Below are 13,180 nucleotides of genomic sequence, written 5' to 3'. Positions count from 1 at the left end.
ATGCTGAACGGTAACTACTATCAGCGTCAGGGCGACACCTATGTGGTGGTGCAGCCGCCTGAAGCCCCGCCGGGCGGCGGAATGCGCGTGCTGGATTTCAACGGCAAGCGCTATTACGTACAGGAAGGCCATTACTACCAGCGCGAGATTGGCGGCGAGTATATCGAAGTGCCGCGTCCCTACGGTTTATAAGCGCCACAACGAAAAACGGCCCGTCAATGACGGGCCGTTTCTTGTTCTGCTGCGATTACTGAGCCGCTTGCGGATCGGTATCGTAGTCTTTACAGCTCTGGAAACCGTAGTTCATGACGCGACCGGTATCGTTATAGCTAACGAAATAGGTCTGCGGTTTGCCGTCGCGCTCGCCAATCACGTAAGTCTGGCAAGTACCGCGGGCGTGAACCATGGTGATTTCAGTAGAGGCTGGACCAGCAATCTGGCGAACCTGATCGCGCGTCATACCTTTCTTAACATCCTTCACTACCGGCTTGGTTACGTAGCTTTCGGCTTTGTCATAAGTCGTACAACCAGACAGGGCTGCCAGCGTCATAGCGGCAGCGATACATCCCATCACTTTATTCATGTTGTTGTTCCTCGTTTTTTTGTCCGTGTGAAATTAGCCTGGAACATAAATCCAGATTTATCAACTTTATGGGATAAATTTAGCTAAATTCCGAAGCGTTAGGATTTGGTAAAAATGCTGTGTTGATGCGCTACGGTTCGTATAATCACCCGCGAAAAAATACCTATAGCAATGAATAAAGACAGAGGATTAATGACACCTGCACCTTCTCATCGGCTGGTTTATGCCATCACGCTGGGCCTGCTCGCGGCGCTCGGGCCACTTTGTATCGATCTTTACCTGCCGGCGCTGCCGGAACTGGCGCGCGATCTGCACACCGAAACCGCCACGGCGCAGCTGAGCCTTACCGCCGGCTTGCTCGGTTTGGGTGCCGGTCAGTTGCTGTTTGGGCCAATGAGCGACAAATTTGGTCGCCTGCGTCCGCTGCTGTTATCGCTGGTGCTGCTGTTTATTGCCTCGATTGGCTGTGCGCTGGCAAAAGATATCAACTCGCTGTTGGTGGCACGTTTGTTTGAAGGATTGGCGGGCGCAGGCGGCGCGGTGCTGTCGCGTGCGATTGCCCGTGATATGTACAGCGGTCATGAACTGACGCGTTTCTTTGCCCTGCTGATGCTGGTCAACGGGTTAGCGCCAATTGGTGCGCCGGTGCTGGGCGGAGCCTTGATGACGGTGCTCAACTGGCGCGGCATTTTCGTGGTGCTCGGCTGCATCGCCATCGTGTTGATCTTTCTCGCCCGCTGGAAATTGCACGAAACCTTACCGCCTGAGCGCCGCAGTCAGGGCTCGATCTTTTCTACCTGGGCGGCGCTCGGCCAGGTCGTCACCCATCGTCAGTTTATGGGCTTCTGCCTGACGCAAGGTTTTATGATGTCCGGCATGTTTGCCTACATCGGCGCCTCGCCGTTTGTACTGCAACAGCTTTACGGGCTGACCCCGCAAGCCTTCAGCTTCTGCTTCGCTGCCAACGGTCTCGGCCTGATTATTGCATCACAAACCAGTGCGCGCCTCTGTCCGCTGTGGGGTGAATACCGCGTGCTGAAAGGCGGCCTGACGCTGGCATTTATCGCTTCGAGCTGTTTGCTGCTGGCGGGACTTACCGGCGCGGCGCTGCCGATTCTGCTGGTCGCACTGTTCTTCACCATTGCCAGTAACGGCGTGATTGCTACCACCGCTTCTTCGCTGGCGATGCAGAGCCAGGGCCAGCGTGCGGGCAGCGCCTCGGCGGTGATTGGCGTGTGCATGTTCACCTTTGGTGCTATCAGCGTGCCGATCACCGGCCTGGGCGGCACATCGGTGGCGAGCATGACCGGCACCATCTTTGGCTGCTTTATGCTGGCGATTGTGTCGTTCAATCTGCTGGTGCAGAAGGCAAAAAACGCCTGATTTGCCAGCAAATAACCTGGACAACAAGACGTGCGGCTTGTTGTTTGTGGGGAGAGGCGTTAGCTTTAGCAGATGATTCGCATTGTGCCGTCAGGCTACTGACTTGAGGAGAGGTTCATGTCACTGCAACAGGAAATCATTGAAGCCCTTGGTGTAAAGCCCGTTATCGACCCGCAGCAGGAGATCCGCGTCAGCGTTGATTTTCTGAAGTCTTACCTGAAAGCCCATCCCTTTTTGAAAACGCTGGTGCTCGGCATCAGCGGCGGCCAGGATTCGACGCTAACCGGCATCTTGTCGCAAACCGCGATTCGCGAACTGCGTGAAGAGAGCGGCGATAACGATTACACCTTTATCGCCGTGCGTTTGCCGTATGGCGTGCAGGCCGATGAGCAGGATTGTCAGGATGCGCTGGCGTTTATCCAGCCGGACCGCACGCTGGTGGTGAACATTAAAGAAGCGATTCTGGCCAGCGAACGTGCGTTGAAAGACGCAGGTATCACGGTGTCGGATTTCGTGCGCGGCAATGAAAAAGCGCGTGAGCGCATGAAAGCGCAGTACAGCATTGCTGGCATGACCAAAGGCGTGGTGGTCGGTACTGACCATGCGGCAGAAGCGATCACCGGTTTCTTCACCAAGTACGGTGACGGCGGCAGCGACATCAACCCGATCTTCCGACTGCACAAAGGCCAGGGCAAACAGCTGCTGAAAACGCTGGGCTGCCCGGAGCACCTCTATCTCAAACATCCGACCGCCGATTTGGAAGATGATCGTCCCGGCTTGCAGGATGAAGTAGCGCTCGGCGTCACTTATCAGCAAATCGATGCTTATCTGGAAGGTAAAACCATCGATGCTGCTGCAGCGAAAACCATCGAAGGCTGGTATCTGAAAACCGAACACAAACGTCGCCCGCCGATCACCGTGTTCGACGATTTCTGGAAACCGTAAGTTACGCAAGTGCGCATAAATGCGCCCCCGCCAAATCACCGCAGGGTCGCCATTCATGGCGACCAATGCAAATCAGAACCTAAAGTGGCGAGAAAAAGCGCAGTTTGATACACTGGATAGACAACCAGTAATTGGAGTGTGCTTTGGTCAGACGTGCAGCCAGCCACCGCCTCGATTTCGATGCGGCAGCAATCTATCAATACCCCGAACATTTACGTCAGTGGCTGGAAGGTTTACCCAACCAGCCGGGCGTCTATACCTTTCACGGTGAAAGCGAAAATCTGCCGTTGTATATCGGCAAAAGCGTCAACCTGCGCAGTCGGGTGATGGCGCATTTCCGTACGCCCGATGAAGCCAAAATGCTGCGTCAGGCGCGACGCGTCACCTGGATCCCCACGGCTGGCGACGTCGGCGCACAGCTGCTGGAAGCGCAGATGATCAAAACGCAACAGCCGCTATTTAATAAGCGCCTGCGTAAGAATCGCCAGCTCTGTTCGCTGCAGCTGGGTGACGGTGCGCCGCAGGTGGTATATGCAAAGGATCTCGACTTCTCGCGCTCGCCCAATCTCTATGGCCTGTTTCGCAGTCGCTTTGCCGCGCTGGAGAAGCTAAAAGCCATCGCCGATGAGCAGCGTTTGTGTCACGGCTTGCTGGGGCTGGAATCGTTGCGCCCGGGACGCGGCTGTTTTCGCTCCGCCCTGAAACGCTGCGCCGGTGCCTGCTGCGGTAACGAATCGGTTGCTGAGCATCAGCAGCGCTTACATGCGGCGTTAGAGCAAATGCGCATTCAGTGCTGGCCGTGGCAAGGCCCGGTTGGCATGGTGGAAACGGGCACGGACATTACACAAATTCATGTGATCGATCACTGGTTCTGGCTGGGATCGGTAAACAGTGAAGCCGAAGCACGCCAGCTGCAGCGCGCCTCGCACGGTTTCGATCATGACGGCTATAAAATCCTCTGTCGTCCGCTGCTTTCTGGCGTGTTCCCGCTGATCGAACTTTAAAAACAAAACCGCCGAGGTTGCCCAAAGCATCAGATGCGATGGACAACCCCGGCGGTCTCTATTCAGTTAGCGAAAGAACTTATTCAGCATCAGCCGGCGGTGGCGTCATTTTGCCATCGTGCGGGCCTTTCTCGGTTAAGCGCTTCTCAAAGTTCGCGTTGTACTGTTTCTTCTGCTCTGGTGTCAGCACGTTGTAGATCTTGTTCTGGGTTTCCATCATCTGCAGCGCACGATCTTTGGCGTTCGCGGTCATCTTCTCAGCCTGCGCTTCGGCTTTCGCACGGTCGAAGGTATCGGAAGCGATGATGGCATGGTCAGCACGACGCTCTTCCAGCGACGGGCGCTTCATCTCTTTGTGACCATCACGCAGGATAGTTTTGATCTGCGCTTTCTGCGCATCGGTCAGGTTCAGACCTTTAAACATCATCTCCATACCGTGATGGCGCATCGGCGGCTTGTGCATCGGTTTTTCGCTGCCTGCTGGCGGCGGAGTCAGATTGTCAGCCGCTGCATGGACGATATTTGCAGCACCAAGAGCCATTGCGGTAGCCAGGAACACAGAAGTTAATTTACGCATAATATTGTCCTTACTTATCAGTTTAATGACGACAGCCAGTGTCGCGTCTTCGGAAACAAGCATACGACGCTGAACGTCAACTATTCAGAGGCTGAGTAAAGCCCTGAAAGCATAAAAGACAGAGATCAGGCAATCATGGAGAGAAAGAGAAGAAATGCGTGAGGAATTGCAAAAGTTTATGACAATCAAGGGAAAAACGCAGGAATTAAGGAGGAGTGTAACGGTATTGTCGGTTTTCAGGAAGGGAAATGTCGGCGGTTTTAACGCCTCTGCACTTTGATGCCCTTACCCTGGCCCTCTCCCACAGGGAGAGGGAAACGCTGCAACATGTTAGCTCGTTCGATTCCCTCTCCCGCCTGCGGGAGAGGGTTAGGGTGAGGGAAAATTACAACGCCAGCGCCTGCGTCTGTTCATTCTCCTCCACCAACATCAGCCCGGCGCGCAATCCCGGCGCGACATTCGGATTGGGGAACAGCACATACTCGCGCGCTTGCTGCACGTAGTAGCGCCGATCGCCCTCTTCCGCCAGCAGTGTGCCCTGCGGGAAAGCGGTGAAGTTCAGCGTCTCTGGCCCCATGTGCAACACAAACTTATCACCGTGACGGGTCAGCTGCTGCGCCACGCGATAATGGCGCGGCTGCTCGCGCACCTCCGGCAAGGTCTCGCCATACAGCAACGCCGCCAGCGCCCGTTGCACGCCGCTAAACTGACTCAAATCGTTCTCACCAAACGGCAACGCCTTGCCGAGCTCCAGCGTGCAGCTCGCCGCATTATGGTGCTCACAGCTGTAATGGGTGAAGGTGCCGCCCGGTGAACGGTGGAACACCAGCGCCTCCATTTCTGCCGCCGCCAGCCAGTGCATAAACTGTTCGGGCCACGGATTAGGATTCAGCGGCATCACGCCAAAACGCGCATGATACGAGCCGCGAATCGCGGTATGCAGATCAAGGTGCCAGCGCACTTCGTGATCGAGACAGGCACGCCAGAAACTCTCGAGCTCCTGCTCGAGCTGCAACACACGCTGCGCTTCCGGTACATCGGCCACCTGCTGCCAGCGGCCACCAAACAGGCGGTTGATATCGTATTGCTGGTAGCGTTTGCCGCTGCGCAACGCGGCGGGGTTACCCAAAATCACCAGCAAACGCACCGCCAGCGGTTTCTCGCCCTTTAATAATGGCGTCAGCAACAGATTGAGAATCTCCACCGGCGCGGTTTCGTTGCCGTGAATGCCCGCAGAGAGCACCAGCGCCTGCTGTGTGGGCGTATGCGGCGTGAGGGACATCAGTCCCTCGTTATGCCATTGCCAACTCAGATGATCGTTGCTGCCCTCTCTTTGCTGTGGCGGCTCACCAGACAAAGTCTGCTGTAAAAAATCCTGCATGTTCACTCCTTTTTAACGACGTGGGGCGAACCTCTCACCCCGGCGTTAACGCTGAAACGCGTAGACACTGCCTAAGTCTAGCAGCTTCGTCAGCTCATCCAGCGCGGTGCGCCCTTCACGCAGCAGTTGCGGGTCGGCTAAATCGGCCTGGGTTAGGCGATCGCGGTAGTGGCGATCCACCCAATCGTTGAGCGTGGCGAACAGACGATCGTTCATCAGCACCGCCGGATTCAGCGCCTGACGCTCGGTTTCGGTTAACACTACGCGCAGACGTAAACAGGCCGGGCCGCCGCCGTTAAACATGCTTTCACGCAGATCGAACACTTTCAGTTCACGAATTGGCCCGCCACTCTCTACCAGCTCGCTGAGATAACGCCACACGCCCGCATGCTGGCGCGACTCTTCGGGCAGCACCAGCAGCATACCGCCATCGGCACGCTGCAATAGCTGGCTGTTAAACAGATAGGTATTGACCGCATCGGTCACCGACACTTTATCGCGCGGCACTTCAATCGGCTGGAAACCGCTAACGCGCGCGGCGAGGTCGTTGAGCAATTGCGGTTGATTAACAAAGGCATCCTGATGGCAGAACAGCACCTGCTGATTGCTCACCGCAATCACATCGTTATGAAACACGCCCTGATCGATCACCGCCGGATTTTGCTGGGCAAACAGCGTGCGCTGCGCATCGAGCTGATGCAAACGCGCCACCGCTTCGCTGGCTTCACGGGTTTGGCGCGCCGGATAACGTGCCGGTGTTGCGCCCTGCTGCTGCCCATCGCGGCCATAAATAAACAGCTGCACGCCCGCATCGCCATAATCACTGCCGAAGCGATTGTGATTGGCCGCGCCTTCATCACCGAACTGCGCCACCTGCGGCAGCGCATCGTGCACGCTGAAGTGCTGCGGATGACGGAAAATGGCGCGCAGCAGATCGGCCGTTTCCGGCGCCTCAATAGCGCGGTGGAATTTGTTATTCAGATTGGCAACGGTGAAATGCACGCGACCATCGGCACTATCCGCCGACGGCGACACCGTGGCGGCATTGGCCACCCACATGGCTGAGGCGGAGCTGGCCGCCGACAGTAGCTGCGGCGCCTGCTTCGCCGCCTGCGCCAGCACCTGCTCATCGCTGCCGTTAAAACCAAGTTGGCGCAGCAGCGGCAAATTAGGACGTTCGTGCGGCGGGATCACGCCCTGCACGTAGCCCATATCCGCCAGCGCTTTCATCTTCAGCAAGCCCTGTTTCGCCGCCAGACGCGGGTTAGAGGGTTGCAGCTGATTGCGCGTCGAGGCTTCGTTACCAAACGATAATCCCGCGTAGTGATGCGTCAGGCCGACCAGCCCATCAAAGTTAGCTTCAAACGCTTTCATTATTTCGCTCCCTGCGCCGAGAAATCGAGGCCCGGCGATAAGCTGCCCGGCAGCGCCAGGCTCGGACTCTCCAGCGACGCCATTGGCCACGCGCAGTAATCAGCGGCGTACCACGCGCTGGCACGATGATTCCCCGAGGCGCCAATGCCACCAAAAGGTGCGGTGCTGGCCGCGCCGGTCAGCGGTTTGTTCCAGTTAACAATACCGGCGCGCGCCTCCAGCAACAGCTGATCAAACTGCGCGCGCTGGGGCGAAATCAGGCCGCATGACAAGCCATAACGGGTGTTATTGGCGATGGCAATCGCCTGCTCGAAGCTGTCGTAGCGAATCACCTGCAGCAGCGGACCAAACACCTCTTCATCCGCTAACTCTTTCACTTCGGTCACATCAATGATGCCCGGTGTGATGATGGCGCTGTCGCGATCCGGCCAGTGCATGCCGAGCAACACTTTTCCGCCCTTTTCCACCTGCTGCTGCCAGGCGGCAAAAATATGTCCGGCGGCGACGGGTGAAATCACGCTGCCCATAAACGGCTGCGGTTCGGCATTCCATGCGCCAGGCTGCAAGCGCGCGCTGACCTCAACCAAACGCTGCAGGAAGGCATCGCCCGCCGCGCCCCGCTTCACCAGCAGACGACGCGCACAGGTGCAGCGCTGTCCGGCGGTAATAAAGGCCGACTGAATAGCGATATGTACCGCACCATCGAGATCAGAGGGATCTTCGACAATCAGCGCATTGTTGCCGCCCATCTCCAGCGCCAGCATTTTTTCAGGCTGCCCGGCGAACTGACGATGCAGGTGATAGCCGGTAGCGGCGCTGCCGGTAAACAACAGGCCATCAATTTGCGCTGCATTGGCCAGCGCCTGGCCGGTTTCACGCCCGCCCTGTAGCAGCGCCATCCCGCCCGCCGGTAAACCGGCTTGTTCCCACAGCTGTACGGTTTTTTCTGCCGTCAGCGGCGTCAGCTCGCTTGGCTTAAACACCACGCAGTTCCCCGCCAGCAGAGCCGGCACGATATGGCCGTTCGGCAGATGACCGGGAAAATTATACGGACCAAACACCGCCAGCACGCCGTGCGGACGATGGCGCAACGAGCTCTCACCGTCGGCCTGTTCGCCGGTGCGGCTGTGATAGGCTTTAATCGAAATGGCGATTTTGTTGATCATCGCCTGCACTTCGGTCAGCGTTTCCCAGCGCGGTTTACCGGTTTCCTGGGCGATGGTTTCCGCCAGCGCGGTTTTATGGCTTTCAAGCAGACGGGCAAAACCTTCCACCAGCGCCTGACGTTCCGCAAACGGTTTTCTAGCCCACTGCGGGAACGCCGCGCGCGCCGCTTCGCAGGCCGTAGCCACTTGTGCTGCCGATGCCGCTTTGCCCTGCCACAGCGTTTCGCCGGTTACCGGATTCTGTTTGCTCAGGGCATCAGCGCCGCCGGTCACCCATTGACCTTGTATAAAATGCGTCATGCTTTTTTCTCCTCGCGACACAGCGTGACCACACGCAGTTGATCGCCAATGTTGCAGTGCAGCGCCGCGCGCTGGCTTTCAGTCAGTTTCACCGTGCCGGATGCCATATCCACCGGCAGCAGCGCCACGCGGAAATGCTGGTAATCGGCGTTTGCCACCAGACACAGCGGCCAGCTTTCATCGGGGGCACCGCTCTCTGCGGTTAACTGGCGACTCTTGCGAATGGCACGGATGCGATCGATTTCGCACTCCAGCGTCGGGCCGCCGTCGAAGATGTCGACATAGTTGAGATAGCGGAAGCCTTCCGCCTCCAGCACCGCACGCGCCGGCGCGGTTTTCGGATGGACTTCGCCAATTACTTTTTGCGCCGCTTCAGACAGATAATGAATGTAGAGCGGATGTTTGGGCATCAGCTCGGCGATAAAAGCTTTCTGGCCTGTGCCGCTGAGGAAATCGGCTTTGCTGAACTCCATCGAGAAGAAGCGGCTGCCGACACTGTCCCAGAAGGGCGAGTGGCCATTCTCATCGCTGACGCCACGCATCTCCGCCACCACGTGTTTCATAAAGCGGTCGCGGAAGTTAGCCATAAACAGAAAACGCGATTTCGACAGCAGATGGCCGTTTTTGCCATCGCGGTAATCGGGATCGAGGAACAGCGTGCACAGCTCGCTGCTGCCGGTGTGATCGTTGCTCAGCGACAGCGTCGGCAGGCTGGCATACACATTCAGCTCTTTCGAGGCGTGCACCTGCGTGCCGACGCGGAAGTTGTACCAGGGATCCTGCAAACCCACCGCTGCTTCAATGGCGCAAATGCCGACGGCGCGATTGTCTTCGCTGTCGGCCAGCACAAACACATAGCCTTGTTCGGCAGGCGGCAGCGCACCTTGCCAGGTGAGCAGCGAACGCTCAATACGGGCTTTGAGCGTATCGCTATCCGCAGGCAGCGAGGTTAAGCCGCCCCCGGTTTTGCCCGCCAGCGACAACAACTGCGAAAGATCGTCACGTTCGACGGGGCGAATCACCATCATGATGTGGCTCCTTTGAGCACGCGTTCACAGGCACGTTCGAAGCGCGCCAGGCCTTCTTTTACTTCACGCTCGCTGATGTTCAGCGCTGGCGCAAAACGCACCACATTGGCACCGGCAATCAGCACCATCACGCCCTCTTCGGCCGCAGTGAGGTTGAACTGTTTGGCTTTACCGGCGAAATCGTCGTTCAGCACCGCGCCAATCAGCAGTCCCAATCCGCGCACTTCTTTAAACACCGGCAGACGCTGGTTAAGTTCCTGCAACGCAGTAACAAACCATTGATGACGCTCGGTTACGCCCGCCATAAAGGCTGGCTGATTAATCAACTCCATCACTTTGCCCGCGACGGCGCCCGCCAGCGGGTTGCCGCCGTACGTGGTGCCGTGCGTGCCGACGCCTATTACCTGCGCCAAATCTTCACGCGTCAGCATGGCGCCAATCGGGAAGCCGCCGCCCAGCGCTTTGGCGGTGGTTAATACATCCGGCGTCACGCCGTAGTGCATATAGGCGTACAGCGAACCGGTACGCCCCACGCCGCTCTGTACTTCATCAAAAATCAGCACCGCATGATGCTTATCGCAGAGTTCGCGCAGCCCGCGCAGGAAAGACGGATCGGCTGGCAGCACGCCGCCTTCCCCCTGAATCGGCTCGACGATCACCGCGCAGGTTTGGTCATTGATCAGCGCGGCCGCCGAGGCCAGATCGTTGAAATTAGCGTGTTCTACCGCTGGCGGCAGCGGCGCGAAATCACGGGAATAGGCCGGTTGTCCGCCGGCTGTTACGGTAAACAGCGTGCGACCGTGGAAGGCGTTATTAAAGGCAACGATGCCATTTTTCTCAGCGCCGAAACGGTCGTGCGCAGTTTTACGCGCCAGCTTCAGCGCGGCTTCATTCGCTTCGGCGCCGGAGTTACAGAAGAACACGCGATCGGCAAAGGTGGCATCAATCAATTGTTTGGCGAAACGCAAGATCGGTTCGTTGGTGTAGCCGTTACCGGTATGCCACAGTTTGCTCGCCTGTTCGGTCAGCGCCTGCTGCAACGCGGGATGCGCATGACCCAAGGCGTTAACGGCAATGCCACCGGCGAAATCAATATACTCTTTGCCTTGTTGATCCCACAGCGTAGAACCTTCAGCACGAACCGGTACAAAAGCCGCGGGTGCATAAACTGGCATCATCCATTGATCGAAATTTTGACGCGAAACCTGCTGTGACATAGCCCTTTCTCCTGCTTCACACCCGGTGAAGCTTTTGTTTTGAAATTGTTAAAAATGTTAAGTGGCAGCTCTACTGTATCTTGCAGATAGCGTGCCAGCCAGCCACAAAAATGCATAAACGTCTTGCCACTACGAAATATCAATAACTTAAGAAGTAATGCTATTCACATTAATTGCATAAAAAGTGAATATCAGTCTGATGTGGGCTGAATAGCAGCAATTTATTTAGCGGATTTATGCATTGGCAAAATGAAATATTGCTTTTGTGATCGGGCAGGAAATATTTCGCCAAATTAATGCGATAAACGCACTTTTTTGGGGCGCAATGTGCCTGATTGGTGCAGGAAAGTGTTAGCGCGGTGCAAATTTAGCATCCGGGTAATTAATTAGGTTTTAACATTTGCCTCGCTGGATTGAATATTATTTCGCCAGTTCATTGTTAAGCGAAAAGCTAAATAACATTTGTGACCAAGGTTATTATCAGAACAGAAATAAAAGGACACAAAGCCATGAAACCGATAATTACTCTGCTAATGATTAGTTGGATTCAGATATTTGCTATTGAACAATAATGCATAGGCTTGTGCTATTTCATGAACGAGCTACTTACTTTATTTACGCATCTTTAAATTTAAAATTAACTAATAAAATCATGTAAATAAATATTTAAATCATCTTCCTGCCTTTTGTCTTATGGATAAGTTTAACCAATACAAAATTCCACATAATGGAATTTAAGAGTAAAAATCACACAAAAAGTTAACGAGAAATATTTAGTTACATATATTGCACTGTCGATCTTTAACCTTTTGTGTCATTTTCTTTTCACCCCGAACAAGGGGACAAAATTAAAAAATATCACAGGGTAAAAATTAAATGATGAAGCGCTCCTTACTGGCAGCAGTGATGCCTTTACTGCTGGGACTTTCTTCGGCTCAGGCCGCCGAAATCTATAACAAAGATGGCAACAAACTGGATCTGACCGGCAAAATTAACGTCTCGCATCTGTTCTCTGATAACGATGCGTCAAATGGCGACACCTCGTCTTATACCCGTCTGGGTTTTAAAGGCGAAACCAAGATCAATGACCAGCTGACCGGCTATGGCCAATGGCAGTATCAGTACAGCCTGACCAACTCTGAAGGCAGCAGCGATGCCAACAACGGTAACAGAACCCGTCTGGGCTTTGCTGGTTTGAAGTTTGGTCAGTTTGGCTCTATCGATTACGGTCGTAACTACGGTCTGATTTATGATGTGCTGGGTTACACCGATATGCTCCCCTTCTTCGGTGGCGATCAAGGTTACTCTGATGGGTTCCTGTCCAGCCGCTCAGGTGGTGTGCTGACCTGGCGCAACAAAGATTTCTTCGGTCTGGTGAAAGGCTGGAACGTTGCCGCTCAGTACGAAGGTAAAAACGATCGTAACAATGCAGACATTGCGGTTCGCCGTTCAAACGGTGATGGCTTCGCACTCTCCACTTCCTATGACTTCGATTTCGGTCTGAGCCTGGTTGGCGCTTACGCCAGCCTGGATCGCACCAATACGCAGAACCAGGCCTTACGTGGCGATGGCGAGAAAGCACAGCACTGGACTACTGGCCTGAAATACGATGCGAACCAGATTTATCTGGCAACCATGTACGGCGAAACGCTGAACGCAACCCCAATCAATGGGGGCTTTGCTAACAAAGCGATTAACTTTGAAGCTGTGGCGCAGTATCAATTCCTGAACGGCCTGCGTCCTTCAATCGGTTACGTTTCATCGAAAGGCAAAGAGATTGAAAATATTGGTGATGTCGATCTCACCAAATACGTTGCTGTGGGTGGTACTTACTACTTCAACAAAAACATGTCTGTGTATGCTGAATACAAAATTAACCTGTTGAAAGACAACAATGCGCTGAACATCCCAACTGACGATGTCACCGCTGTGGGTCTGGTTTACCAGTTCTAAGTTGCTTTACCCTCATTGCTATTCGGCTAGTGTCGGCTGAATATGCGCAAAGGGCAGCGAAGGCTGCCCTTTTTCTATTGGCGAGTGGCAATTACGGCGCCATCAAATCAAAGCGATTATCATCGCCCTGATCCAGTGAGAACGGCGGCTGCAATTGCAGGACAATCTCATTCGAGGTGACGCGATTCTGTTTGCTGTCTTCTAACACCACCGACAAGCGATAACTGTTATGCGCGCCAGGCGAGCTATCCCACGCGGGCATGATTACG

Annotated in this window: 11 protein-coding genes and 2 pseudogenes; 5 read left to right on the top strand and 8 right to left on the bottom strand. The window is 55.2% G+C overall.

Features of this window, described 5'->3' with window-relative positions:
• Positions 1 to 192 (top strand): annotated as a pseudogene (locus RTM06_RS13990) (hypothetical protein); the annotation flags it as partial.
• Between the two features lie 55 nt (positions 193 to 247).
• On the opposite strand, the gene osmE reads toward RTM06_RS13990, so the two are convergent.
• Positions 248 to 583, bottom strand: coding sequence for an osmotically-inducible lipoprotein OsmE (osmE, locus tag RTM06_RS13985; protein WP_007892614.1), 336 nt, complete (start codon positions 581 to 583; stop codon positions 248 to 250).
• 192 nt (positions 584 to 775) lie between these two features.
• Between osmE and RTM06_RS13980 the strand changes: the two genes are divergently transcribed.
• The 3 genes from RTM06_RS13980 (at position 776) to cho (ending at position 3,915) form a co-directional block, all read left to right on the top strand.
• Positions 776 to 1,966 carry a multidrug effflux MFS transporter gene (locus RTM06_RS13980; RefSeq protein ID WP_312182898.1) on the top strand — a complete coding sequence of 397 codons (1,191 nt, stop codon included), beginning with the start codon at positions 776 to 778 and terminating at the stop codon, positions 1,964 to 1,966.
• Between the two features lie 117 nt (positions 1,967 to 2,083).
• Complete coding sequence (gene nadE, locus RTM06_RS13975; RefSeq protein WP_008102906.1) at positions 2,084 to 2,911, top strand: ammonia-dependent NAD(+) synthetase; 828 nt, start codon at positions 2,084 to 2,086, stop codon at positions 2,909 to 2,911.
• Between the two features lie 143 nt (positions 2,912 to 3,054).
• A complete protein-coding gene (gene cho, locus RTM06_RS13970; protein WP_312182895.1) occupies positions 3,055 to 3,915 on the top strand; it encodes an excinuclease Cho in 861 nt (286 codons plus the stop codon).
• A gap of 79 nt (positions 3,916 to 3,994) precedes the next feature.
• Here cho and spy read toward each other — a convergent pair whose 3' ends face one another.
• The 6 genes from spy to RTM06_RS13940 form a co-directional block, all read right to left on the bottom strand.
• Entirely contained in the window at positions 3,995 to 4,492 is a 498-nt protein-coding gene (spy, locus tag RTM06_RS13965; protein ID WP_265296961.1) for an ATP-independent periplasmic protein-refolding chaperone Spy, read from the bottom strand.
• A 385-nt stretch (positions 4,493 to 4,877) separates the two neighbouring features.
• Entirely contained in the window at positions 4,878 to 5,873 is a 996-nt protein-coding gene (gene astE / locus RTM06_RS13960; RefSeq protein ID WP_312182892.1) for a succinylglutamate desuccinylase, read from the bottom strand.
• A 45-nt stretch (positions 5,874 to 5,918) separates the two neighbouring features.
• Complete coding sequence (gene astB / locus RTM06_RS13955) at positions 5,919 to 7,247, bottom strand: N-succinylarginine dihydrolase (protein ID WP_312182890.1); 1,329 nt, start codon at positions 7,245 to 7,247, stop codon at positions 5,919 to 5,921.
• Entirely contained in the window at positions 7,247 to 8,713 is a 1,467-nt protein-coding gene (astD, locus tag RTM06_RS13950; RefSeq protein WP_312182888.1) for a succinylglutamate-semialdehyde dehydrogenase, read from the bottom strand. The genes astB and astD overlap by 1 nt, the downstream gene beginning before the upstream one ends.
• A complete protein-coding gene (gene astA, locus RTM06_RS13945; protein WP_312182886.1) occupies positions 8,710 to 9,741 on the bottom strand; it encodes an arginine N-succinyltransferase in 1,032 nt (343 codons plus the stop codon). Before astA ends, astD begins: the two co-directional genes overlap by 4 nt.
• A complete protein-coding gene (locus tag RTM06_RS13940) occupies positions 9,738 to 10,958 on the bottom strand; it encodes an aspartate aminotransferase family protein (RefSeq protein ID WP_312182884.1) in 1,221 nt (406 codons plus the stop codon). The genes astA and RTM06_RS13940 overlap by 4 nt, the downstream gene beginning before the upstream one ends.
• An 876-nt stretch (positions 10,959 to 11,834) precedes the next feature.
• On the opposite strand from RTM06_RS13940, the gene RTM06_RS13935 reads away from it, so the two are divergent.
• The gene (locus tag RTM06_RS13935) at positions 11,835 to 12,911 is read left to right on the top strand and encodes a porin (RefSeq protein WP_312182882.1); all 1,077 of its coding nucleotides are present in this window, start codon (positions 11,835 to 11,837) and stop codon (positions 12,909 to 12,911) included.
• Positions 12,912 to 13,002: 91 nt separating this feature from the next.
• Here the strand turns inward: RTM06_RS13935 and RTM06_RS13930 are convergent.
• Positions 13,003 to 13,180, bottom strand: a pseudogene (locus RTM06_RS13930) (inverse autotransporter invasin YchO); the annotation flags it as partial.

Source organism: Pantoea sp. CTOTU46764, from assembly GCF_031974595.1.
Taxonomy (GTDB): Bacteria; Pseudomonadota; Gammaproteobacteria; order Enterobacterales; family Enterobacteriaceae; genus Pantoea; species Pantoea trifolii.
Note: the sequence above shows the minus strand (reverse complement) of the source record. Positions and strands in the feature narration are given on the sequence as shown.